Raw genomic sequence first — 22,377 nt, forward strand, 5'->3', positions numbered from 1 at the left:
TTATGTGTATGTGAAAATTATTATAAACTATGGAGGACATAAGGGAAAGGAAGAGGTATTTTATGACTATAAAAAATGTAACAATTGCAGGTAGTGGTGTATTAGGAAGTCAAATCGCATTCCAAACAGCATTCCACGGGTTTAATGTAACGGTTTATGATATTAATGAAAGCGCTTTAACAGGTGCAAAAGAACGCCTTGAAAAATTAGTAACAGTATATGGTACGTATTTTAATGATGCAGATCGTGCACAAAAGGCGTTTAATTCACTTTCATATAGTTCAGATTTAGCAGAAGCAGTGAAGGATTCGGATTTAGTTATTGAAGCAATTCCAGAAGTTGTAGAAATTAAGAAAAATTTCTACACAACACTAGCTAATGTAGCACCAGAAAAAACAATTTTTGCTTCAAACTCATCAACAATGTTACCAAGTCAATTTGCTGAGTTTACGGGCCGCGAAGAGAAATTTTTAGCACTCCATTTTGCCAATGAAATTTGGAGCAAAAATACGGCTGAAGTGATGGGACATCCAGGTACTGATGCAAAATATACGGACATTGTTGAAAACTTTGCACGTGAAATTGGGATGATTCCATTCCGCCTTCATAAAGAACAACCAGGCTATATTCTAAATTCATTATTAGTACCATTTTTAGATGCTGCCATGGGCTTATGGGCAAATGATGTGGCGGATCCTCATACAATTGATAAAAACTGGATGACTTCGACAGGTGCGCCAACAGGACCATTCGGTATTTTAGACATTGTAGGTATGAAAACACCATACCATCTTCAATTAGCAAAAGCGCAAAAGGGTGTACCAGGTGCTAAAGAAGTTGCCGAGAAAATAAAATCTCAATACATTGACCAAGGAAAAATGGGAGCAGCAACGGGAGAAGGCTTCTACAAATATCCTAGCCCAGCCGATTTAGAAAAAGATTGGTTGAAATAAATTTTACCTATATAAGGCGCTATTTTGATGAAAATCAAGGTAGCGCTTTTTCAATTGGAGTTGTGTCTTTTAAATTACAAATATTACATTTAGAAATAAACGGCAAAATTTTGTAATTTGCAAAAAATATTCCTGTAATGTTTCTGAAATATTAGATGAGTAAAATATGAAGAGTTAGTAAATGTAAAAAGTACAAATGAGATGGGGGAAATGACTTAAATGTTTCTAAAGAAAATTATTTTAAGCCTAGCCTTAATTTTAGTTAGTACGATTTTAATAGGTCAAACAACAAGTGCAGCTACTGAGACAACCGAAGAAAAACTTGAAGATTATGAAGTAGTCAAAACATTGAATGTAGAAGCAAGCGCGTTTACGGCAAACTGTAAAGGTTGTGCAGGAAAAACGGCATATGGCATTGATTTAAAGGAAAACCCAGACATTAAATTAATCGCAGTCGATCCAAAAGTCATTCCACTTGGCACGAAAGTATGGGTGGAAGGCTATGGCATTGCTATAGCAGGCGATACAGGCGGTTCAATTAAAGGCAAAAAAATTGATATTTATGTGAAAACGAAAACTGCCGCCTACAATTGGGGTAGGAAAACTGTAGAAATTAAAATTTTAAAATAAATCGATAAAACACAATGGAAGATGAACTCTTCTGTTGTGTTTTTGTTTACGGTGGACATAAAGTCGAAAGTGACGGATAGAAACTGAAAACTGTTGGATAGAACGAGCATTCAGCCAAACTTTCCGATAAAATTAGTGTAGAAACCCAGTAAAAAGAACGTCTATTTTGGTAAAATCCATAGTAATTAAAATATAAGAAAATCGAGGTAAGTAAAATGAAGCAAACTATATTATGTATCGGGGAATTATTAGTCGATTTTTTTTGCCAGCAAGTCGAGACGGATTTGAAGCAGGGGAAAACGTTTGAAAAGCATGCAGGAGGTGCCCCTGCAAATGTTTGTGCAACCATTGTTAAGTTAGGTGGGCAAGCAGAATTTTGTGGCAAGGTGGGAGCAGATCAGTTCGGTCATTTTTTAGAAACAGTGTTAACGGAAGCAGGTGTCGGTGTGTCGCATTTAGTAAAAGACACTCAAACCCCGACAACGTTAGCTTTTGTTTCGCGAAAAAAAGATGGAGAACGAGATTTTCAATTTTTTCGCGGTGCCGATGAACAATTGCAGCGACACGAGGTCACATTAGAAAACTGGAACGATTACTCCATTTGCCATTTTGGTTCAGCCACCGCCTTGCTATCGCCACCATTTTGTAATGTTTATCGAGAAATTTTTGAAGAGGCCGTTCAACAGCAACGCTTCGTCTCATTTGATCCGAATTACCGAGCAGATTTATGGATTAATAGACAAGATGAATTTGTTGAGAAATGCAAGCCTTATATTGAAAAGGCGGATTTCATCAAGGTGAGTGAGGAAGAATTGGTTATTTTAACGAATGAAAAAAATTCGAAAATAGCGATTGAAAAATTGCATGAAATGGGGGCAAAATTAATTGCAGTGACGTTAGGGAATAAAGGCAGCATATTGTTTAATGGCAAGCAATTGAAGCAGATTCCATCAGTTCCTGTGAATTCAGTTGATTCTACTGGAGCGGGTGATGCATTTGTTGGGGCCATTCTCTTTCAATTAAGTTCGCGTCTAAACCCGAAGCAAGTTGAATTAGAAACATTATGCGAGATGGTGCACTTTGCTAATTGTGTAGGGGCGATTGTTTGTGAAAAAGTAGGTGCGATTGCGGCAATACCAACCTATGATGAAATTGTAATGAGGAGAAAAATAAAGTTGATTTAGTGATAGAGATCTCACTTATAGATAGCAGCATTTTTGGTTGGGAACTCTTCAAGTAAATACAAAACCCCATGTAACTACTCAAATAGAGTAATCTCATAGGGTTTTGCTCTTAAGAAGTGTATCCGAACTTAATAATTCGGACATATGAAGAATAGAGGGAATAATGCTTGTTGAAATGGAAACCTCAACTTAGTACGATATTCATGCTATTAAATATTACATAATTTTGGATGGTGATTATTTGAAATCGATGGTAAAGATGGTCATGACAATGGGATGTCAACTTCAATAATTTATCAGTAATGGTGTTTTAGTTGCTTTTTGATATTGTACTTTTCGAGAACGATGATACATGTGCTGCCGATTTATTCGATGTTGATGCCTGCACTTGCAGTACCAGTAACTGTTTGAGCTAATGAAATTCCTGTTCCAGAAACTGAATATACCATTAGTAAACGCTCACCCTGTGCAACTGGGATAGGTGCGACATTCGCTGATGCGAAAGAAGTTTGACCTACTACGAGAAGGCCAGTGAAGGCTGGCACTAAATCAACAGCTGCATTTGTAGCAGTGAAGAGCGTGCTTCCTGCAGGTGCTTTATAAATTTGAGCACGGACTGTAGCTGCACCAGTAATTGTAACGGCTGTTAACGCAGTAAAGGAAGCGGATATTGCTGTAATATTACCCGCACGTGGAACCGTGAAAGCCTCGGTTAAAATTGCAGATAAGTCTATCGTATTTCCTAAAACAACTAGACCAGGAACCGCGGTGCCAAATCCAATAAAACTAGGTATCCCAACTAGACCATTTAAAACCGTTGCCAATGCAACAGAAGTTATACCAGAGGAGAACGGAATGATGGAACCTGTACTTGTAGGGTTTTCTTTTGGTGGACCGATACAATTATGATCAAGAGCCAAAAATGGCCCAAGTTGACTACATGCTCCGTGCCCTCCACAACCACAAGCACATCCTCCATGTTTCATATGATTATTTGAATTCATTTTAACACCTCCTTTCTTCATTATCATATTTTCAAAAATGAAAGAGAAAGGGGCTATTAACTATTCGAATGTAATAGTTTTTAAATCTCTAATTGAGGAGTCCATTTTTCATTTCGAAAGTATACCTTTTCGGACAATATGGGGAGCAATAGCTTAATGGCGTATCGGGCAAAAAAATAGCCACCAAGATTGATAATCAAGGTGGTTGAGAAAGAATAGATAGAATTTTGACTATTTCGTTTACAACTTACAATACCCTACCTAATTTCTTCTTCTAAATAAATTGAAAAATGAACTGAATCCCTCTTTTTTAGGCTCCTCAGGCACCGCTTCATTTAAAGGCTCCTTTTGAGCGCTCATCTCTTCAATTGGAGACTCCAACGAAACTTCATCAATTTCCTCTGCAATCGTATCAATACTTTCATTGTCATTAACAATTGGAACAGCGGATTGATTAATTTCATCTGCAATCGTATCAATACTTTCAATGTCATCAACAATTGGAACAGTGGATTGATTAATTTCATCTGCAGTCGTATCAAAATTTTCAATGTCATCGACAATTGGAACAGTTGATTGATCAATTTCATCTGCGGTCGTATCAAAATTTTCGATGTCATCAACAATTGGAACAGAGGGTTGATTAATTTTATCTACAGTAGTATCAATATTTTCGATTTCATCTACAATTGGAACTGCTGGCGATTCTTTACTTTCCACTTCATCAATTATTTGAACAGCAGATTCAACAATCTCATCAGCTTTCGTATCAAAATTTTCAACTTTATCAGTTATTGGAACAGTAGCATTTTCGATTGCATCTGCGAAGTTATTAGGTTGATTTTCAACAGACTCAGTTGTATAGAATGGTATTTTCTGTACAGCGGACTCATTTTTAAAATGAAACGAGGAAGTATTTGTAATGTTTTTATATAAACCATTGTACATGTGGCTAGGGTGCGTATTAATGGATTGAAAATATTGATGATTAAAATGTCGTGCTACTGGTTCATCTGTAGTATTGGTATTACTTGCAACAGGATTTTCGGGGGTGTCATCTTCTTTTTTGTTTAGAGCGAGCCCTGCTAATTTTTGCAGTTGCATATAAGATGGTGGCCGATTTGTAAGTAAAAATGGTTCTTTCACTTGCGGTACTTCATCGGGTATTTTCAAAGATTGCTCGGCAGCTTGTAAAGCAGGCTCCTCTTTGCCAGGGGATGTTTTTATGTCAGTAGGATCATTGGTCTCAACCTTCATTTCCTTTATTAATAACAATGAAAACTCCTGATTCATCTCTTCTACGGTTTGATTAAGTAAGTCAATTTGATTCGCAATTTGTTTTACTTTATCCTCATACCCTTCAATCTGCATGTTTTGCTTTTCATCTATTGTTTTTGTAAGTCCTTCAAGATGGGCGATTTGTATTTTGAAACCATCAAATTCCTCCTTCTTATTAAGAAAGTCTTCAATTGAAGTTCCCTTTTTTAATGTGGTTAACGTTTCCTTGTATACGGCAATTTTTTGTTTCAGTCTTTCAATGTCTTGTATGGCGTACAACTTCGTATCATCCATTGCATTCCACTCCTTCCAGTCCATTAATATTTTATTGGAAATGTGTTCTTTATGTTACAAATGTCCCGATGTATCGCCCAATTTTCTTTCCACGATTATTAGGAAATGCTTCATTAAGTAATTGGCTAAATACAATGCAAAGTTATTTAATAGCCCATGCACCAATAACTTCAACAGCATATGCTACAAACGAAAGACAAAAAAATATATGGAGGTGCCAAAAAAGATGCAAGAGCTTAAGCCATCACATGATCGACGCGAATACATTTGTATCAACGTTGATAAGGTATATGACTGGATTGTTAAGGAATTGACGTTTGATATTTCTCCAACGGGCCCAATTCGTTTCCCAGGTATCACGCCATCGGTAAACTTTACTGGAGCAGTTGTAACATGTAAGGTGACACCAGCAGCACATAAACCGATTGTTATTATGAGTCGTGAGGATCGTACATTTACAATCGGAGGTTCACGAGTATGTTTACAACATCTTAATGTTCAAAAGAACTTTAATGTGACAATCATCGTTACCTTACCTAATGGAGCAGTGTTTACGAGTGAAAAAATCCCTGTTACGCGCTGTGAACAAGTTACATTGTGTGCGCCTAATGGAACAGATGTAGAAATTACGTATACAGATTTGGATTGTTTCGTATGTACTACGGGTACGCTTACACCAGGTGTTGATCAGATTACGTTTTCTGCTTTATCCATTACAGTAGCAGTTTGCCAAAGTATCCAATCTACATTCCCAGTAACTGTCGAATTCTTAGCAAATTACTGTGAACCACGAGCAGATTTACCGACGTCATGCTCACCAGCGGGTCGACCAAAGCAATGTCACGGACTTTTCCCAAGTCCCCCTTGTTAATTGTGCTAACTCAGCACAAAAAAACATACGATAAAGAGAGGGTTCAACCTCTCTTTATTTTTTTCGTTCAATGCGACAATGGGTATCCGTTACATAAAATTTGGACTCTGTAACTGTGAATTAAAAAAGGGGGGCGTTAACTGTGATTACCAACCAGGATCAAGTGGAAGTAAAAATAGAAGAGCTTCAAAACCAAACGACAGCCTATGTATCTGAAATTCGGCAATTGATAGCGGGACTTTCGATTGCTCCGAATGCCGATGTCATTAGCTACTTTACGGCATCATTAAATATTTCCCATGACACAGAACAAGAAAGCTTATGTTTGGGGAATTATCATATTCGTAATATTGGCAATGAACCGTTAACAAATGTTTACTTTTGCATTAAATTACCTGAGAATTCGCCATTTACCTTCTCTGGGCAATATGTTTATGAACATTTTAGTCAAAATTTAAAACTTTCTGCGAGCTGGGAGCGAATAAATGATAGAGCGAATAAAGAAGAGTTTTGGTTAAGACCATTAAATATTGCGTCCATTGAACCGAATGAAACTATTACCTTTCCAAACTTCCAGCTAAAATGGGAGCCTAGTGGATCGTATGCGGGCACAATTATGGGTGTTACGTATTGTGATCAATTGAAAGAGGGGATTGCTGCGATTAATCCGATCAATCTAAGTGGTAGCGGTTTTATACAGGAGGATGAACATGAGTGAAATAAATAATCAACAAATTGACGGGCTCATGAGGGGGATGATTGGCGACTTTATGAAAGAGCAGATTAAACATGTAAAAAAGTCCAACGATGAAGAAAATAATAGTTTTGTGTTTTTTGAAAAAAGTACGCTCAATGTACTTTTAGAGCATCTGTTAACAGGCGAAAAGCGGAGTTCGAATAATATTGTCAGTGACGAATTTGAAGAAACAGTTTTGGCAAAATTGGATGAAGTAATCGAAAATAACCAAAAGGAATTTGAAGACATTATTAATAAGCTTAAAAAACTTTCATAAGTAGGAGGCACTACGGTGGATAATGAAAGCGTCAATATGAATGATTCTTTCCAAATGCAACAATTGATCATTTTTTTGAAAGCGGAGTTAGCCAAATATAAAAATGAAGTAACAAAACATCAAGAAAGCGATTATTATTCACTTGTAGTACGACTCGATGAAGAAAATAGTCAATTACAAAATCAAAATAAAGAATTCTCTATAGAAATTTTGAAGCTAAATAAAGAAATTGAGAATAAAACGAAAAATCATAATGAAATCATGTATGCTCAGGAAATACAACGATTAAAACAAATTGCGTCCATTGAATCTTTATTGAAAGATAAGGAAGAGTTAAGGACATTAAATAAGCAATTATCGGATGAGTTGAAAACCGCACAAAATGAACTCGAAACGAAGATAGAAAGTACAAACGTCATTCGAGAAAGCGATTTGAAAACGGCGATTGAAAAGCTCGAACAGAAGTTGTTTCATTTCACCGAAGAGACAGGTAAACAGATGGATGTTGTTGTTAAAAACTTCGAAAAGGCTTATAAAGAAAGTAACGAGTCGAATCATATGAAAAAGTATTTAATGAAAGAAAACGAAGAAAAAACGGAAGAAATTGAAAAGCTTCAAAACGAAATAAACAGTTTAAAACAACAAAATGAAAATCCGCTGCGAAATGAATCATCTCTTCAAAGTGGAAAATATGCAAAAAACACGCATTTGCTCGGATATTTAGATACGCAAATGAAAAAAATGTTGGAGCAGTCCATTGATTTCGAGGAGCAATTGGATGTGAAATTACGTATTCTCAATGAGTTGGAACTAAAATTAAATCAGCTTACGGAAGAGATTGAAGGTCATTAAGTCCATTCATGCCGGTATTTTAGTGGGGGATTTGACCGTTTGAATATCGTTGTGCGAGTGGGAAAAATGAATACCTGCCAGCCATGAAATGTCACTGTTCATGGATGACAGGTATTTTTATGCATATTTCATGCATGCACAATAACAATCTACATGAACAAAATGCTTCATTCTATATATCAAGGTTTTAAGAATAATTACAGTAAAAAAGAACCAGAAAATAGATTGGCTCTTTTACTTAGTCGTCTATATTTGATTTTGGATGGATTGTAAAAGGCTGTTCTTCATAGGTTGAAACATTATATTGTCGGATTGTTTGATATTTTTCAACATTCAATTGGTCGTGCGCTACGGATTTTATTTCCGTTAAACCGAGTGCGTCCGTGATAATTTTGAGTAAATGTTCAGGCTCAGGGGATTCTTCAACGGAGGCAAGCACTAATGCATTTCGTAAATAGCCTGCGTTATCAGAAAGTAATTGTTCGTTGAATGATAACCCTTTCGAATCAGCGAATAGCTTCATAAATATTGAAACAGTCCGTGTGTTTCCTTCTCGGTAAGAATGCACACGCCAAATATCCGTCATCAATGTCGAAAAATCTTTCGCAAGCAGCGGATTCGAAACGCTCCAATTGATTGTAGATGCCCAAGTAAAAATGGCTTGTAAGTCTGTTTGGATCTGTTTGAAATGGCTGTAGGTAACAGAAACGCCACCTAAAACTTTTTCGTTCTTATAAATGTTAATTGTACGAAACTCGCCAGCCCATTCATAAATTAACTGAAATAAATGATGATGGATTTTTTGTAGGCTAGAGAAATGATTAAAATTAATTTCCGGTAAAATGGAGTCAATATCTAAAATTCCTGCAATTAAAAGCTGAGCTTCCACCGTAATTAACTGTTGTTCATCTTGAATATTTAATTTGTTTTGTAACACATTAGAGTTTTTATAAACGTAGGGATCCATCGTTATTTGCGTGAACCTTTGGCGTATTTTTCAATAATCGCTTGCTTAAAATGGATGGCGGAGATTTCACCATCTTCATATTGATTCAGTAAATTTTGAGTGAAGGTTGTAGGCTTTCCACCATCAATGGCTGCCATACCAACTGCAAATTGAATGCGTTTTTGACGGTCTACTCGTGGGCTCGAATTCATGGATTTCGTAATTAACACCCCTTCATTTTAGTCCCTTTATTATACCATAAAATGAAAATTCTCGCTTGCTTTTTAAATAGAAGAAACGGCATGAAATCGGCCTAATTTTCCGCTTCGTTCTTGTAAATTTCAACGGGCTTCAATCGAATTTTTAAGTAAAATGAGCCGAGTGCAGAAAGGCATAAACATACTAAGAATGTCCAAAAGTTAAAAAACAAATTATTTGAAAATGGATTTAAATAGCCGATTTTATATTCAAAATGCGGTTGTATTTTTTGTTTGAATTGGATAATCCGGTAAATGGTAGAGCTGATTAATAAGACAAATGATGTAAAGTAGATTGTTTTTAATTTATCAAAATTTATTCGGAGGCTTTCATGTATTTTTTCGAATACAAACATCATTGTAAAAAAGAAATACATAATGATTAAAAATGGAAATGCAATGAATAACAACGCAATGGGCGGATCGAAAGGAGCCGTGAAGAAATTTGTCATTGCAAACGCGGCAATTGTAATAGCACCTGACACAATGACACCGAGCCAAAAATTATTCTCAAAATGATTTCCTCCTAAAAATTCGTTTTCTTTGGAAAAAATACGCGTGATTTCTTTCGTTGCTTTTTGTAATTAATACATTATAGATAATGTGATTGTTTTTCTATGCTATGTATTGATTTTACTCGAAAAACGCTTTACTTATTTTAAGGTCATAATTAAACTTAAAGATATACTATATTTTCCAATCTGATACATATTATAAGGAAGGCATGTGAAATGCAGCGTGTAGTTATTATTACAGGGGCAACGGGTGGATTAGGGATGGCGATGACAGAGAAGTTTGTGAATAAAGGGGATTTTGTGTACATGCTCGATTTAGATTAAACAAAAATTGACGAAGCAATGCACCGATTTGCCGGAAGCGTAAGTGGTTTTGTAATGGATGTTCGCAATGAATTAGCGGTTGAAAGTGCATTTAAACGAATAATCGAAGAAAAAAATAGAGTGGACGTCGTTGTCAATAACGCAGGCTTGCAGCACAGGGACAAAGTAGAGGATTTTCCACTTGAAAAATGGAACCTCTTACTAGACGTTATGCTAACCGGGTCATTTTTAATGACAAAACATGCTTTTCCGTATATGAAAAAAGCAAATTTTGGTCGTATTATTAATATTTCCTCCATCCACGGCTTAATGGCTTCCCCTGAAAAGGCAGCGTATGTTGCGGCGAAGCATGGGGTAATCGGCTTAACGGATGTTACCGGAATTGAAGGTGCACCTTTTGGAATAACCGTCAATGCCGTTTGTCCAGGAGCAGTAAAAACCGACCTTCTTGTAAAACAATTAGATGATTTAAATAAACAAGAGGGCCTGTCCGAACAAGAAGCTTTAAGCAAAATTGTTTCAAGCGATGAACCGATTTATTGAGGCCGAAGAAATCGCGGATACGGTCCTATTTTTAGCATCAGAACAAGCAAAAGCGATTACGATGGAGCATATTAAAGTTGCTGGTGGGATGTAATAGGGGGATGTAATTTATATGATGGCTTGCAAGGAAGTGTTCGAATGACCTGTACCGGGTACAAAATCAAATAAGCTCGGTGTGAAGGTGGTAGTAATGCATTTTAATTTAGTTCCAAATAGCGAAAAAAGTCCAGGCAACCCGCACAAAATAGCCATCTATCAGAAATCTGATAGATGGCCTTCATCGTGCGTAAAGTATGTTTTTTTATTATTAGGACTTACTTAAATCGAATTAATTCTTACTTAATATCAGTTTCAAGTTTAGCATTTTACTAAGCAGCAGGTGGAGTAAATTTAGCTACACCATTTATTTCACAAACTGAGATAGATGATAAAATATTAAGAGGTTCAGTAACTGGAGCAGTTGGTATATCAGTAGCAAGTAAAATTATCTTAGCAATATCACAGTTTACAGATATTAGCGTGGCAAAAACAGGATTTGGACCAATTAATAAAACTACAGTTTCACCTTCTAATTTTTTTAGTTCTTTAACTATCCCTGTTGTACAACAGCAGTCACATTTTTCATGACAATCTTTTTTACAGCAATCATCTTTATGATCCCTTTTACAGCAATCATCTTTATGATCTCTTTTACAGCAATCATCTTTATGATCTCTTTTACGGCAATCTTCTTTATAGTAATCTTCTCTATAGTAATCTCCATAACTTCCCATTTCTTTATCCCCTTTACATTTAGGCTTTTCATAATGATAATCTTCGTTCACATAATACGGTTTACTATAGCAATGAGATTTTTCGTTAGAACAACCGCAAGATCCTAGTTCATGCATGTAAGAAGTTTCATGTGCTTTGTATTTCAAAAATAATGCACCTCCAAAATTAATGTTTGATTTTATATATGTTGAATGTAAGATTTTAGCGAGTAAATAACACTATAGCCATTCGCGTTAGCTATACATTCCACATGAACCTGCAAAATGCGCGCGTTTCATCCTTCATGTTCATACGGCGTACTAGTGGCGAATGGATAGGCTGCAAAATACAATATTTTATAAGTTCAACCTATATAACTCCCTATACATTATTCACAATGGAGAACCCTACCTGTACGTTCGTCATGGGTAAGTTTGAAAATTAGTCTGACTACGCAGCTGCACTTGAAATGATCTTTGTCTGGTATGCAAATTGCGCCATTATACAAAAATTCCTAATGACTACTCTCTAATATAGCCATCAATCCTGAAAAAATGGATCGATGGCTTTTCATGTTTCGTATTTCCAGGGTATACCTATATGAACTGGACTTACTATTTAGCTTGAACATAAGAACCACACTCAATATTAAACGGAAACCTAAATAAGTTCCCGCCTCCCACGGTAGCGGCGCCCTAGATGCAGACAGTTACAGTAGGGAAAACTTACAAAAAGGCTAGCCTTTCACAAAGCACACAGATGAGTCGTACAGATTTGTGCAACAAAGCTATGTGACTCATGTGCTTAGCCAGCCAAACAGGTAAATACTTTATTAGAATCCATATTAGAAAACTTACACCTGCAGAAGATTTCTTTATATAACTCGAAGTATTAAACAAACAAAAGTAAGTAATACTAAAAATAGAAATACATACCACCTTCCATGAGGGGTACAGTCAAATCGTGAAAATAAAAAAGGACTTTTCAAGTATGAAGAAAGCGAGGAATTATGTGGTTTTCAAAAAATAAAAACAACAATAAAAAAGCGTCAATTCCTCAAAGCACGGAAACGAATCAAGCTGCGGAGCCAAATCAAAAAGCGGTCTTAAAATTAAAAACTTCTCTACAACAAAATATACAAATTATAGTAGATGCCCTTGGGAAAAGTTCGGATATTATTACTCGTGAAATACGCATTGGAAAAGAAGGAAATATTAAAGCGGGTATTTTATATACAGATGGATTAACTGATACAGCCTCGTTGCAAAACTTTATTTTGGAAACGCTTATGTTAGACCTTAAAGATGTTGATTTACAGGAAAAAGCGGCTCCCGAGCAAAATTTTATTAGCGAATTAAAAGATTTTGCCATGACAGTAGGAGAAATTAAAGAAGTAACGAGTCTTGAAGTGATTATTACAAGTCTATTATCGGGAGATACGTTACTTTTAATCGATGGATATGCCCAAGTTTTAATCATTTCCAATAGACAATGGGCTGAGCGTGGGGTGACAGAACCAGCAGCCCAAACGGTAGTAAGGGGACCACGCGAAGGATTTACTGAAAATTTTCGTATCAATACGTCCCTTATTCGTCGGAGAATTAAGGATCCGAACCTTAGAATCGAGTCGATGACCGTTGGAAGACGGACGAAAACGAACACAGCCATCGTTTATATTAATGACATTGTAAATGAAAAAATAGTGGAAGAAGTTCGTTTCCGTTTGGATCGCATCGACATTGATGGAATTTTTGATAGTGGGAATATTGAGGAATTTATTCAAGATTCAACATACTCTCCTTTTCCGACCGTTTTTAATTCAGAACGTCCGGATGTAGTAGCTTCTGCACTATTAGAGGGGCGTATAGCGATTGTAGTAGACGGGACACCCTTTGTGTTACTCGTTCCAGCCTTATTCGTTCAATTTTTCCAATCTCCTGAAGATTACAATCAGCGTACCGTTATCGGAAGTCTTATTCGTCTTCTTCGATTTGTAGCGTTTGGAATCTCTTTGCTTGCACCAGCAGTATTTATTGCAATTACAACTTTTCACCAACCTATGCTGCCGCCTTCACTTCTCATTAGTTTGGCAGCCCAACGAGAAGGTGTCCCATTTCCAGCATTTGTTGAAGCACTTATCATGGAAATCACCTTTGAAATTTTACGGGAAGCGGGTATACGAATGCCGCGCCCGATTGGTTCAGCTATGTCGATTGTAGGGGCATTTGTTATTGGTACAGCAGCGGTCGAAGCAGGATTAATTTCAGCTATGATGGTAATTATCGTTTCAATAACTGCCATAACTAGTTTTGTTCCTCCCTCTTACGAAATGGCGATTTCAGTAAGGATAATACGCTTTATATTCATGGCGTTAGCCGCGACATTTGGTATATTTGGTATTACGATTGGCTTAATTGCCCTTGTATTGCATTTATGTAGTTTACGTTCTTTTGGAATACCTTATATGTCACCAATCGCGCCATTTAATGTTTCCGATCAAAAGGATACGTTTATTGTTTTACCTATTTGGAAAATGATTACTCGACCGCGCCTAATTAACAAAAAAAATATGGTTAGGCAACAAGATGAAGCGTCTGCAAAACCAGCACCACCCCAAAAATAAGACAGATGAAGGGAGTTAGTGATGAAAAAGTGCATTTTTGGTATCCTATTTTTCAGCTTATTTCTTTCGGGGTGTTGGGATCGGCGAGAATTAAATCAACTCGCGATAGCAGTGGCAATAGGATTTGATAAAGTTGATGATGAATACCTTGTATCTGCTCAAGTAGTTGTACCTTCAGAAATATCCGCAAAAGGAGGTACAGGAAGTTCACAAGTTACCCTCTTTACCGCGAGTGGTGAAACCGTTTATGAAGCATTTCGAAAAATGACAAAGGAATCGCCACGGAAAATTTATCCTGGTCATTTACAAATACTTGTAATTGGTGAGGGATTAGCTCAAGAAGGGATAAGTGAATCTTTAGACGTATTATCTAGGGATTATGAAGTTCGACCTGATTTCTATGTAGTAGTTGCTAAAGAAATTTCCGCTACTGAAATACTAAATGTCACAACAACTATCGAAAGCGTTCCAGCCAATAAAATGTTTAAAAGTCTTAATGTGTCAGAAAAAGCTTGGGCAGGTACGAAAAGTATTAATCTAGATGAGCTAATATCAGATCTTATAAGTGATGGAAAGGAAGCTGCAATTACAGGGATTCGATTGATAGGAGACCCTAAAGTAGGATCAAGCAAACAAAATGTGGAATCGATTACGCCAGCTGCTAATTTACGATATGATCATTTAGCCGTGTTTAAAGGGGATAAATTAGTAGGCTGGTTAACTGAAGATGAAACCGTAGCATTTAGTTTCATTTCAAATACCGTAAAATCAACGGTAAGACCAATATCTTGTCCTAAGGAAGGGAAAGCAACGATCGAAATCATTCGGTCAAAAGCAGAGGTTAAAGGCAATATAAACAACGGAAAGCCTGAAGTTGATGTCAATGTTAAAGTAGAAGGGAATATAGGGTCGGTAGAATGTAAAATTAATATTAATGATTTAGAAACGATTGCTGAACTTGAGAAAATATACGAAAAACGAGCGGAAGAGATAGCAAATGACGCTTTTGAATCGATACAAAAACAATTTAATGCCGACATCTTTGGTTTTGGTGAAGCTATCCATCGATCGAATCCGAAAGAGTGGAATAAAATGAAAAATAACTGGGATGAAGAATTTTCTAACTTAACGATGAATTATAACGTAGACTTGGAAATTCTCCGGACAGGAACGATCAATAAAACTTTCTTAAAGGAGATAAAAGAATAATATTTCCATTAACCTGTCACTCCAACTATGGTACGGAAATTATTTGTTTTCACAATAAAGCAAACTTAAAATTAGCTGGGAAGAAACTACTTTTAAAAAATAAAAGAACTTTAAGGAAGGGATGCCATGATATGAAATGATGCAAAATATAAAAATAAGTTCGTATCAATTTCTAGTTTTAGTAACGTTTTTTTCGATGGGGACGAGCATCCTAATTATCCCATCCGTTTTAGCTGAAGGAGCGAAACAAGATGCTTGGATTGCCGCAATCGTCGGGACGATAATCGGTTTAATCGTTATTTGGCTATTTTGCTTCATCGCACAATGGTTCCCTAATCTTACCTTTATCCAAATTAACGAAAAAATTTTAGGGAAATGGATAGGGAAGGCTGTCTCACTTTTATTTGTGTTTATGTCCTTTATTTATGCTGCAAGTCTTTTGTTCTATTCTGGGACATTCCTTAATATACATTTGATGCCAAATACTCCGATGACTGCCCTTAATATCCTTTTAGCACTTGTTATCGTAATAGGAGTCCGTCTAGGTTTAGAGACAATTGCTCGTTCTGCTGAAATTTTTATCTTTTTTTTCTTTGCTCTTTTTATCCTTTTATTCTTATTTATTTTACCTGAAATTAAGTTGGAAAACATACAGCCAATCTTTGAAGTGGGACCAAGACCAATCCTTCAATCATCTTTATCTTTAATTGAAGTTACTTCTGTCACTACGGTTGTTTTATTAATGATTTTCCCTGCATGTATTAACAATATAAAACAAGCTAAAAAATCCTTTTATATCGGATATTTAGTAGGTGGATTCGTCATCATCATCCTTACATTTTTAAGTATTGCAGTATTAGGTGCTTATAGTACGGCAGCTGAATATCATCCAAGCTATGAATTAGCTAAAAGAATAAACATTGGTAATTTTATACAACGCATTGAGGCGTTGATGGCTGGAATTTGGATTCTCGCCCTCTTTTTTAAGACAATCCTCTATTTTTATGCTGCGGTTTTCGGGATGGCACAAATTTTTAATTTAAAAGACTACAAACCTTTAACGATACCATTAGGAACGATTGTCGTAGTCCTTTCTTTAGTAATTTACCCCAATGTTATATACCAAGAAAAATGGAATGCAACAATCGGTATATTTTATTCCTTTGCGATTGGAATCGTATTACCTCTATTATTAATAGTTGTAAATGCCTTACGAAAAACACATTTGAAAAAAGGGAAGTCTGAATAATAAAGTTGAACGCTCAATCCAAGGATTAAGGGAATTGAAAGCTTAAATAGGAGATCAATCACCCGTAGCTCCGATTCATTAAAAGGTGTTTTTACTTGTTTCATTTTTAAATCAAAGCGAAGTACAAGCCCACTTTATTGTGGGTTTTTGTATGAAGAAATGATTGAACTGGGATATAATAGAAGAAATATAGAAAAGGGTGCGGGATATATGCCAATATATCATAAATTAGTGCGAGATTTGATTCCACAAGTAATTGAAGCAGGTGGAAAATCATGTGTCACAAAGGTGCTAGGGCAGAGTCATCATTTAGGAGAAATCAAAAGGAAAATGCAAGAGGAAGCACTAGAATTCCAAGAAGCAACTTCTCCATCCGATGCAATAGAGGAACTTGCGGATATTTTGGAACTCGTGCATGCGGCCTTACATGTTTACGATGTGTCGTATGAACAATTGGAAAAGGTTCGCGTTCAAAAGAAAGAGAAACGCGGTGGATTTTCGAAGGGCATTTATTTGATCGAGGTGGATGATGAGTAAGCTTCAACTTATTACATCAAATTTATTAGCTTCAGTGTTAAAGTAGATAAGGGTTCATCACCATAACTTGGGGTTGACCTAAAAAAATAAAATAAGTGGATAAAACAAGCTTTTAGAAAGGGGCATGTAAATGAACTGTATAGGCTGTCGTTTAGCTAATAAAGTAGAACATGTATACGTCATATATGAAGATGAATTTGTGTGTTGTTTTTTAGATCATGATCCATTTAATGAAGGGCATGTGTTGATGTTGCCTAAACAACATGCTCGATTTATGGATGAACTGGATGAGAAAACAGCTCATGCACTAATGGAATCAGCAAAAATCGTTTCAAAGGCAATTAATCAATTGTTTAAGCCGGATGGGATTACAATCTGTCAAAATGGCGGTATTTTTGATGAGTTAAAGCATTTCCATATGCATGTTGTACCAAGATATAAAGGCCAAAATTTTGCAGCATTTTATTCAGAAGATGAAGAAGGTGCGATTATAGGTTCGACTAATTTAGAGGAAACACAAAGGAAATTTCTCGCGATATTGAATGGATGATGAGATTGGGAGAATTTCATAAATGTAGATTTGAAAAATTAATCCGCTATGCCCAGCATGCACAACAACAAGAGTAAGAATGTTTGCAGTTACATTCGCAGTATTGATTGTGTCAATTCTTTCATTTAACCATAAAAATAGCCCATAATTGAGTTAAAGACTCAGATGGATTATTATACCAGAAAAACAGCAAGTCCCTTTGTGGGAACCTGCTATTACGAGACTACATGATGTACCACCATCATGTAGTCTTTTTTAATTTATTCATTTCTTCCGCTCATAATACTTTTTAGAACTCTTTTTTACAAGATGAACGTATGCTTTAGTGAAGATGTGAAAATACCCCCACAAAAAAACTAGCCCATAAGCATTCATAGGCTAGTCAATCATTTATTTCGTATTTAGTTGAAGCGCTGGGCCGAAAAATTCAAAGTGAATTTGGCTGTCAGGGATGTTGCACTCATGTAACGCGTTAATCACTGCTTCTAAAAATGGTACTGGTCCGCAAAGATATACTTGTGTATCTTTTGCTAAAATCGGACGTAGCACATTCGCATTAATGAACTCATTATTGTCAGAGTATAACACTTTATGATGTGAATTACTGTCTTTTTTGAACGCACTAAACAGCTTCTTTAAACCAGTAGGACCGTTTAATGAATTCATTTTATTTTGGATATCTTCGTGGAAAGCAAGTACATTTTCGTTACGTGCACATTGGATGAATGTTACATTTTCTTTATGATCGATTGATTGGAACATCGCGTTTAAAGGCGTTACACCAACCCCACCACTAATGAATAATACAGGTGCTTTTGTCGGTTCGTATGTAAATACACCTGCTGGAGTACTCACATCAATTATAGTGCCAACTGCCGCTTCATGTAGGAAGTTTGATACTTTTCCTTTTACATTATTCTCGTTTTCACGTTTCACAGAAATGCGGAATTCCTGAGCATTACTTGGTTGTGATAACGTATATTGGCGATTTAGCATGTATTCTTCACCAGGTGCTGTTACTCGAATTGATACATATTGTCCTGGTTTATAAGTTGGTACTTTTGAGCCGTCTACTGGTATAAAGTAGAAAGATGTCACATCGTCACTTTCTTTTTCAGTGCGAACAATTTTAAACTGTTTAAATGCACGCCAGCCACCATTATGCTCGGCTGCTTTATATAAATCTTCTTCAACTGAAATGAAGATGTCAGCAATAACGCCATATGCCTTGCCCCATGCTTCGATGATTTCGTCCGTTGCGGCATCACCTAATACTTCTTTAATGGCTCCAAGCAAGTATTGTCCTACAATTGGGTAATGCTCTGGTAAAACGCCAAGACTTACGTGTTTATGCGCAATTTGAACGACTACAGGAACGATTGGTTCTAAGTTTTCGATATGTTGAGCAGCGGCATACACCGTATTAGCTAATGCGGTTTGTTGACGACCTTGTGATTGGTTTGTATGGTTAAAAATATTTAATAATGTTGGATTGTCCCTAAATAAATTACTATAAAAAGTTTTTGTAATGGCTACGCCGTGTACTTCTAATACTGGTACTGTTGATTTAATAACGTTGATTGTGTGTTGATCTAACATGCTGAACACGTCCTTTCGTGATAAATATATGCCTATTAATCATTTAAAGCAATATACAAAATACATCTTTAACGAAATGGACACAAAGATGTATATTAAATACTTCTTTGTGTTGAAATAACTTTACTTTTCCTGGTATGTTATTTTGATATAAATAGCATATCCAACTAAATGAAAAAAATGCACATACTTAAGTTGCATTCCAAATTTTGTCATGCTAATGTGAAAAATGAGGTGGAAAATATGATGAATTTTGATTTAGCTGTAATTGGTGCAGGTCCTGGTGGATACGTTGCGGCAATCCATGCAGCAAAAAGTGGCTTAAGAGTGGCACTTGTAGAGAAAGATAAAGTAGGGGGTGCTTGCTATAATGTCGGCTGTATCCCTTCTAAAATTATGTTAGAACATAGTAAGCTTGTTCAAGAAATTCGACGAGGGACAGATTGGGGCATTACGGTCCCTACTATTAACATTGACTTCCCAAAGTTGATGCAACGAAAAGATAAAGTGGTCGAACAACTGTTAACGAATATTGAAGAATTTATCGAAAACGCACAAATTACGATGTTCCGTGGGGAAGCTACTGTTACAGCAGAGCGCAAAGTTATTGTTGGGGATGAATCCTTTACAGCTAATAACGTAATTTTGGCTACAGGAAGCCGTCCGTTTGTTCCGCCATTTAAAGGCTTAGAAACGTCAAACTACTATACAACGGATACATTCTTTTCAATTCAAGAGTTACCAAAACAACTAACAATTGTTGGGGGTGGGGTTATTGCGATTGAAATGGCCTTTGCATTAGCGCCTATGGGAACAAAAGTAACGGTGTTAAACCATAGTAAAGATATTTTACAAACAGAGGAACCAGATGCGCGTCCAATTATTAAAGAAAAAATGAAGCAGCTAGGAGTTGAATTAATTACCGAATTTACATTTGAAGAAATTCGAGCGAATGAAATTCAAACATCTATTGGTGTGCTCCCTTATGAAAATCTATTGTTTGCAACGGGCCGTCGTGCAAATACGCAAATTGCAGAAGCGCTTGAAATGCAAATGGACGGTCGTTTAATTAAAGTAAATAATCATTATGAAACGAGTATTCCAGGAATTTTTGCGATAGGCGATTTAGTTGGAGGCTTCCAATTAGCTCATTCAGCGAGTGCGGAAGGTGTTCATACCGTTGATTATATTTTAGGGAAACATCCAAAAGTGATTAACCAACAGGAAGTGCCGCGCTGCGTGTATACCCATCCTGAAATTGCGACATTTGGTATGTTAGAGCATGAGGCACCAGCAGATTCGATTGTAACGAAAATGTATTTACCAACGAACCCGAAAGCATTACTTGAAGGGAATACACAAGGCTTTATGAAGTTTGTTGCGAGTCCTGAAGGGGACATTTACGGGGCATGTGTTGTTGGTGATGGGGCAACTGAGATGATTAACTCCATGCTTGCTGCAAAAGTACTTGGCGGCTCTGTGAAAGATTTAGCGCGCATGATCTTCCCGCATCCAACAGTAAGTGAGCATGTTGGGGATGCTGCGCGGTCTGTATTTGGCAAAGCAATCCATGCGTGAATAAATCTGTTGAACTCGAAAAGGCATTTTGATGTTTAAGTCAAAATGTCTATTTGAATTGGTCAGAAAACGAAGCAATAAAGCTATTAAAATAATTATACTTTAGTAAAAGCCGAACGTCATTTATAATAGTGCTATACAAGAAAAAATGGACGGCTGAGGTGTGAAATGTCAAAGTCATCGTTAAAATTACTAGAAAAAGAAATTGAAGACGCAATTATTTGTATTAGTGTTTTACAGCAAGAAGATCATTACGCAGAGATGAGCAAGCAATTTGCCAAATTATTAGCGTCCTTGCAGCAGCATCAACTAATAACTGCATCTTTAAAACTTTTAGTAGAACCAGCGCAATGTTTGCATGAAACGAAAATTTTACTCGAAAGTTTACAAGAAGCGCAGCAACGACAGTACCGAAAAAAGCGGTTATTAACGCATCGTCAAATATTACAACTCTGGCTTCGAAAAAATATAAATTACCAACGAGAATTTTTACCAAAGCTTTTTTAATGTTGAGTTTATGAGCTTTTCAAAGGTTCGAAATAAGGTAACCTAAATCTTCAAAATGATTTCAATTGTTTATGTAGAAGATTGGTTGAAAGGAATAACTATGGATAAGAAAAATTTTATTTACGGTGTTCTGCTTACTTTTTTAATTGCGAGTAGTTCTTATGTTTTGGCTAAATTGCCCGTTTTATCAATCATTGGACCACTTGCCTTGGCAATTTTTATGGCAATCATCATTCGGAATTTCTTTTTTAACCCGTTAAATTGGCAAAAAGGGATTACTTTTTCATCAAAAAAAATTCTTCGTTTTGCAATCGTTTTATACGGAGTTCGTTTAAATATGATGGTCATTTTTGATGAGGGGCTACCTTATTTAATTCGCGCTATTTTTGCTGTAATAATTGGAATAGGTGTCACGCTGCTCTTAGCAAAATGGCTAAAGGTGGATTCGACATTTGCGCTCTTACTTGGAGGGGGTACTGGAATTTGCGGTGCAGCTGCCATTGGAGCAATCTCACCTATTGTGCGGGCGAATGATGATGACACGGCGCTTGCGGTTGGGATGATTTCACTTGTTGGAACGCTGTTTGCGCTAGCCATGCCATTTTTGGGTAATGTTATGCAAATGTCACCAGAAGTTTATGGACAATGGGTTGGACTTAGCGTTCATGAAGTAGCACATGCGGCTTTAGCTGGCGCGGCGTTTGGTGATGCGTCTTTAGCACCAGCATTTTTAGCGAAATTGAGTCGCGTATTATTACTCGTACCAGTCACGATGATTATTGTATGGGTTGTATCGCGTAAGCAACAAACTGAAAATACGCAAAAGCCACCGTTCCCGTATTTTGTACTCGGATTTTTAGCGATTTCCATCATTAGTACAATTACACTTGAAAACGGCTGGATGACTAGCGAGACGCAACAATCCATCGCCACATTTGCGTCATTTTTATTGGCAATGTCAATGGCGGGTTTAGGTTTATCAATTAATTTAAAACAACTTCAAGCAAAAGCAATCCGTCCATTGTTATTACTTACATTGACGTCGGTTATTTTATTTGCATCCATGCTGATTTTAGTATAAGTACGGTAAAGAATTGCTCTATTTAAA

General features: G+C 36.5%; 24 protein-coding genes. 18 read left to right on the top strand and 6 right to left on the bottom strand.

Annotated elements, in window-relative coordinates; translation table 11 throughout:
* The first annotated feature begins 62 nt into the window (after positions 1-62).
* From CSE16_RS06060 to CSE16_RS06070, 3 genes are all read left to right on the top strand, one after another.
* Positions 63-953 (top strand): 3-hydroxyacyl-CoA dehydrogenase, encoded by an 891-nt coding sequence (locus tag CSE16_RS06060; RefSeq protein ID WP_099423073.1) that lies wholly within the window; start codon positions 63-65, stop codon positions 951-953.
* A gap of 219 nt (positions 954-1,172) precedes the next feature.
* Positions 1,173-1,583, top strand: a complete 411-nt coding sequence (locus CSE16_RS22115) for a 3D domain-containing protein (protein ID WP_172954357.1) — start codon at positions 1,173-1,175, stop codon at positions 1,581-1,583.
* A 215-nt stretch (positions 1,584-1,798) separates the two neighbouring features.
* Complete coding sequence (locus CSE16_RS06070; RefSeq protein WP_099423074.1) at positions 1,799-2,767, top strand: carbohydrate kinase family protein; 969 nt, start codon at positions 1,799-1,801, stop codon at positions 2,765-2,767.
* Between the two features lie 365 nt (positions 2,768-3,132).
* Here the strand turns inward: CSE16_RS06070 and CSE16_RS06075 are convergent, their stop codons facing one another.
* Positions 3,133-3,771: an exosporium glycoprotein BclB-related protein gene (locus tag CSE16_RS06075; protein ID WP_253896180.1), complete on the bottom strand. Its 639-nt coding sequence runs from the start codon at positions 3,769-3,771 to the stop codon at positions 3,133-3,135.
* Between the two features lie 261 nt (positions 3,772-4,032).
* Complete coding sequence (locus CSE16_RS06080; protein ID WP_099423076.1) at positions 4,033-5,343, bottom strand: hypothetical protein; 1,311 nt, start codon at positions 5,341-5,343, stop codon at positions 4,033-4,035.
* A 226-nt stretch (positions 5,344-5,569) separates the two neighbouring features.
* Here CSE16_RS06080 and CSE16_RS06085 point away from each other — a divergent pair, with 226 nt between their 5' ends.
* The 4 genes from CSE16_RS06085 to CSE16_RS06100 all read left to right on the top strand — a co-directional run bounded on the left by CSE16_RS06085 (position 5,570) and on the right by CSE16_RS06100 (position 8,079).
* Positions 5,570-6,214: a BMQ_0737 family morphogenetic spore coat protein gene (locus CSE16_RS06085; RefSeq protein ID WP_099423077.1), complete on the top strand. Its 645-nt coding sequence runs from the start codon at positions 5,570-5,572 to the stop codon at positions 6,212-6,214.
* A gap of 142 nt (positions 6,215-6,356) precedes the next feature.
* A complete protein-coding gene (locus CSE16_RS06090) occupies positions 6,357-6,932 on the top strand; it encodes a hypothetical protein (protein WP_099423078.1) in 576 nt (191 codons plus the stop codon).
* Positions 6,925-7,227 (top strand): hypothetical protein, encoded by a 303-nt coding sequence (locus CSE16_RS06095; RefSeq protein ID WP_099423079.1) that lies wholly within the window; start codon positions 6,925-6,927, stop codon positions 7,225-7,227. Before CSE16_RS06090 ends, CSE16_RS06095 begins: the two co-directional genes overlap by 8 nt.
* A 15-nt stretch (positions 7,228-7,242) precedes the next feature.
* Entirely contained in the window at positions 7,243-8,079 is an 837-nt protein-coding gene (locus CSE16_RS06100; RefSeq protein ID WP_099423080.1) for a coiled-coil domain-containing protein, read from the top strand.
* 238 nt (positions 8,080-8,317) lie between these two features.
* On the opposite strand, the gene CSE16_RS06105 is transcribed toward CSE16_RS06100, so the two are convergent.
* Together CSE16_RS06105 and CSE16_RS06110 are read right to left on the bottom strand one after the other, a co-directional pair.
* Positions 8,318-9,046, bottom strand: a complete 729-nt coding sequence (locus CSE16_RS06105; protein ID WP_099423081.1) for a Fic/DOC family protein — start codon at positions 9,044-9,046, stop codon at positions 8,318-8,320.
* A 2-nt stretch (positions 9,047-9,048) separates the two neighbouring features.
* Positions 9,049-9,255: an antitoxin VbhA family protein gene (locus CSE16_RS06110; protein WP_253896181.1), complete on the bottom strand. Its 207-nt coding sequence runs from the start codon at positions 9,253-9,255 to the stop codon at positions 9,049-9,051.
* Positions 9,256-9,660: 405 nt separating this feature from the next.
* On the opposite strand from CSE16_RS06110, the gene CSE16_RS21245 reads away from it, so the two are divergent.
* The 3 genes from CSE16_RS21245 (at position 9,661) to CSE16_RS21745 (ending at position 10,758) form a co-directional block, all read left to right on the top strand.
* Positions 9,661-9,801, top strand: coding sequence for a hypothetical protein (locus CSE16_RS21245; protein WP_157764755.1), 141 nt, complete (start codon positions 9,661-9,663; stop codon positions 9,799-9,801).
* A 374-nt stretch (positions 9,802-10,175) separates the two neighbouring features.
* Entirely contained in the window at positions 10,176-10,664 is a 489-nt protein-coding gene (locus CSE16_RS06120) for an SDR family NAD(P)-dependent oxidoreductase (protein ID WP_253896182.1), read from the top strand.
* A complete protein-coding gene (locus tag CSE16_RS21745; protein WP_253896183.1) occupies positions 10,648-10,758 on the top strand; it encodes an SDR family oxidoreductase in 111 nt (36 codons plus the stop codon). Before CSE16_RS06120 ends, CSE16_RS21745 begins: the two co-directional genes overlap by 17 nt.
* 274 nt (positions 10,759-11,032) lie before the next feature.
* Here CSE16_RS21745 and CSE16_RS06125 read toward each other — a convergent pair whose 3' ends face one another.
* Positions 11,033-11,584, bottom strand: a complete 552-nt coding sequence (locus tag CSE16_RS06125; RefSeq protein WP_099423084.1) for a hypothetical protein — start codon at positions 11,582-11,584, stop codon at positions 11,033-11,035.
* An 842-nt stretch (positions 11,585-12,426) separates the two neighbouring features.
* Between CSE16_RS06125 and CSE16_RS06130 the strand changes: the two genes are divergently transcribed.
* From CSE16_RS06130 to CSE16_RS06150, 5 genes are all read left to right on the top strand, one after another.
* Entirely contained in the window at positions 12,427-14,040 is a 1,614-nt protein-coding gene (locus tag CSE16_RS06130) for a spore germination protein (protein WP_099423085.1), read from the top strand.
* Positions 14,041-14,061: 21 nt separating this feature from the next.
* Positions 14,062-15,249, top strand: a complete 1,188-nt coding sequence (locus CSE16_RS06135; protein ID WP_099423086.1) for a Ger(x)C family spore germination protein — start codon at positions 14,062-14,064, stop codon at positions 15,247-15,249.
* A 136-nt stretch (positions 15,250-15,385) separates the two neighbouring features.
* On the top strand, positions 15,386-16,498 hold the full coding sequence (locus CSE16_RS06140) for a GerAB/ArcD/ProY family transporter (RefSeq protein ID WP_099423087.1): 1,113 nt from the start codon (positions 15,386-15,388) through the stop codon (positions 16,496-16,498).
* Between the two features lie 210 nt (positions 16,499-16,708).
* Positions 16,709-17,035 carry a nucleoside triphosphate pyrophosphohydrolase gene (locus CSE16_RS06145; RefSeq protein ID WP_099423088.1) on the top strand — a complete coding sequence of 109 codons (327 nt, stop codon included), beginning with the start codon at positions 16,709-16,711 and terminating at the stop codon, positions 17,033-17,035.
* A 130-nt stretch (positions 17,036-17,165) separates the two neighbouring features.
* On the top strand, positions 17,166-17,585 hold the full coding sequence (locus tag CSE16_RS06150; protein ID WP_099423089.1) for an HIT family protein: 420 nt from the start codon (positions 17,166-17,168) through the stop codon (positions 17,583-17,585).
* 390 nt (positions 17,586-17,975) lie between these two features.
* Here the strand turns inward: CSE16_RS06150 and hmpA are convergent, their stop codons facing one another.
* Positions 17,976-19,184 carry an NO-inducible flavohemoprotein gene (hmpA, locus tag CSE16_RS06155; RefSeq protein ID WP_099423090.1) on the bottom strand — a complete coding sequence of 403 codons (1,209 nt, stop codon included), beginning with the start codon at positions 19,182-19,184 and terminating at the stop codon, positions 17,976-17,978.
* 243 nt (positions 19,185-19,427) lie between these two features.
* On the opposite strand from hmpA, the gene lpdA reads away from it, so the two are divergent.
* The 3 genes from lpdA to CSE16_RS06170 all read left to right on the top strand — a co-directional run bounded on the left by lpdA (position 19,428) and on the right by CSE16_RS06170 (position 22,350).
* On the top strand, positions 19,428-20,762 hold the full coding sequence (lpdA, locus tag CSE16_RS06160) for a dihydrolipoyl dehydrogenase (RefSeq protein WP_099423091.1): 1,335 nt from the start codon (positions 19,428-19,430) through the stop codon (positions 20,760-20,762).
* 168 nt (positions 20,763-20,930) lie between these two features.
* Complete coding sequence (locus CSE16_RS06165) at positions 20,931-21,269, top strand: transketolase (RefSeq protein ID WP_099423092.1); 339 nt, start codon at positions 20,931-20,933, stop codon at positions 21,267-21,269.
* Between the two features lie 100 nt (positions 21,270-21,369).
* Positions 21,370-22,350 (top strand): YeiH family protein, encoded by a 981-nt coding sequence (locus tag CSE16_RS06170; RefSeq protein WP_157764756.1) that lies wholly within the window; start codon positions 21,370-21,372, stop codon positions 22,348-22,350.
* The last annotated feature ends 27 nt before the right edge of the window (positions 22,351-22,377 follow it).

The organism is Solibacillus sp. R5-41 (genome assembly GCF_002736105.1).
In the GTDB taxonomy this organism is placed as follows: Bacteria; Bacillota; Bacilli; order Bacillales_A; family Planococcaceae; genus Solibacillus.

What these genes read in the sequence shown, in the direction of transcription:
- CSE16_RS06130 (WP_099423085.1), top strand. Translation starts at nt 12,427, where the DNA reads ATGTGGTTTTCAAAAAATAAAAACAACAATAAAAAAGCGTCAATTCCT.
- hmpA (WP_099423090.1), bottom strand. Translation starts at nt 19,184, where the DNA reads ATGTTAGATCAACACACAATCAACGTTATTAAATCAACAGTACCAGTA.
- lpdA (WP_099423091.1), top strand. Translation starts at nt 19,428, where the DNA reads ATGATGAATTTTGATTTAGCTGTAATTGGTGCAGGTCCTGGTGGATAC.
- CSE16_RS06080 (WP_099423076.1), bottom strand. Translation starts at nt 5,343, where the DNA reads ATGGATGATACGAAGTTGTACGCCATACAAGACATTGAAAGACTGAAA.
- CSE16_RS06070 (WP_099423074.1), top strand. Translation starts at nt 1,799, where the DNA reads ATGAAGCAAACTATATTATGTATCGGGGAATTATTAGTCGATTTTTTT.
- CSE16_RS06135 (WP_099423086.1), top strand. Translation starts at nt 14,062, where the DNA reads ATGAAAAAGTGCATTTTTGGTATCCTATTTTTCAGCTTATTTCTTTCG.
- CSE16_RS06105 (WP_099423081.1), bottom strand. Translation starts at nt 9,046, where the DNA reads ATGGATCCCTACGTTTATAAAAACTCTAATGTGTTACAAAACAAATTA.
- CSE16_RS06120 (WP_253896182.1), top strand. Translation starts at nt 10,176, where the DNA reads ATGGATGTTCGCAATGAATTAGCGGTTGAAAGTGCATTTAAACGAATA.
- CSE16_RS06150 (WP_099423089.1), top strand. Translation starts at nt 17,166, where the DNA reads ATGAACTGTATAGGCTGTCGTTTAGCTAATAAAGTAGAACATGTATAC.
- CSE16_RS06060 (WP_099423073.1), top strand. Translation starts at nt 63, where the DNA reads ATGACTATAAAAAATGTAACAATTGCAGGTAGTGGTGTATTAGGAAGT.
- CSE16_RS06095 (WP_099423079.1), top strand. Translation starts at nt 6,925, where the DNA reads ATGAGTGAAATAAATAATCAACAAATTGACGGGCTCATGAGGGGGATG.
- CSE16_RS22115 (WP_172954357.1), top strand. Translation starts at nt 1,173, where the DNA reads ATGTTTCTAAAGAAAATTATTTTAAGCCTAGCCTTAATTTTAGTTAGT.
- CSE16_RS06170 (WP_157764756.1), top strand. Translation starts at nt 21,370, where the DNA reads ATGGATAAGAAAAATTTTATTTACGGTGTTCTGCTTACTTTTTTAATT.
- CSE16_RS21745 (WP_253896183.1), top strand. Translation starts at nt 10,648, where the DNA reads ATGAACCGATTTATTGAGGCCGAAGAAATCGCGGATACGGTCCTATTT.
- CSE16_RS06140 (WP_099423087.1), top strand. Translation starts at nt 15,386, where the DNA reads ATGATGCAAAATATAAAAATAAGTTCGTATCAATTTCTAGTTTTAGTA.
- CSE16_RS06165 (WP_099423092.1), top strand. Translation starts at nt 20,931, where the DNA reads ATGTCAAAGTCATCGTTAAAATTACTAGAAAAAGAAATTGAAGACGCA.
- CSE16_RS06085 (WP_099423077.1), top strand. Translation starts at nt 5,570, where the DNA reads ATGCAAGAGCTTAAGCCATCACATGATCGACGCGAATACATTTGTATC.
- CSE16_RS06145 (WP_099423088.1), top strand. Translation starts at nt 16,709, where the DNA reads ATGCCAATATATCATAAATTAGTGCGAGATTTGATTCCACAAGTAATT.
- CSE16_RS06075 (WP_253896180.1), bottom strand. Translation starts at nt 3,771, where the DNA reads ATGAATTCAAATAATCATATGAAACATGGAGGATGTGCTTGTGGTTGT.
- CSE16_RS21245 (WP_157764755.1), top strand. Translation starts at nt 9,661, where the DNA reads ATGATTAAAAATGGAAATGCAATGAATAACAACGCAATGGGCGGATCG.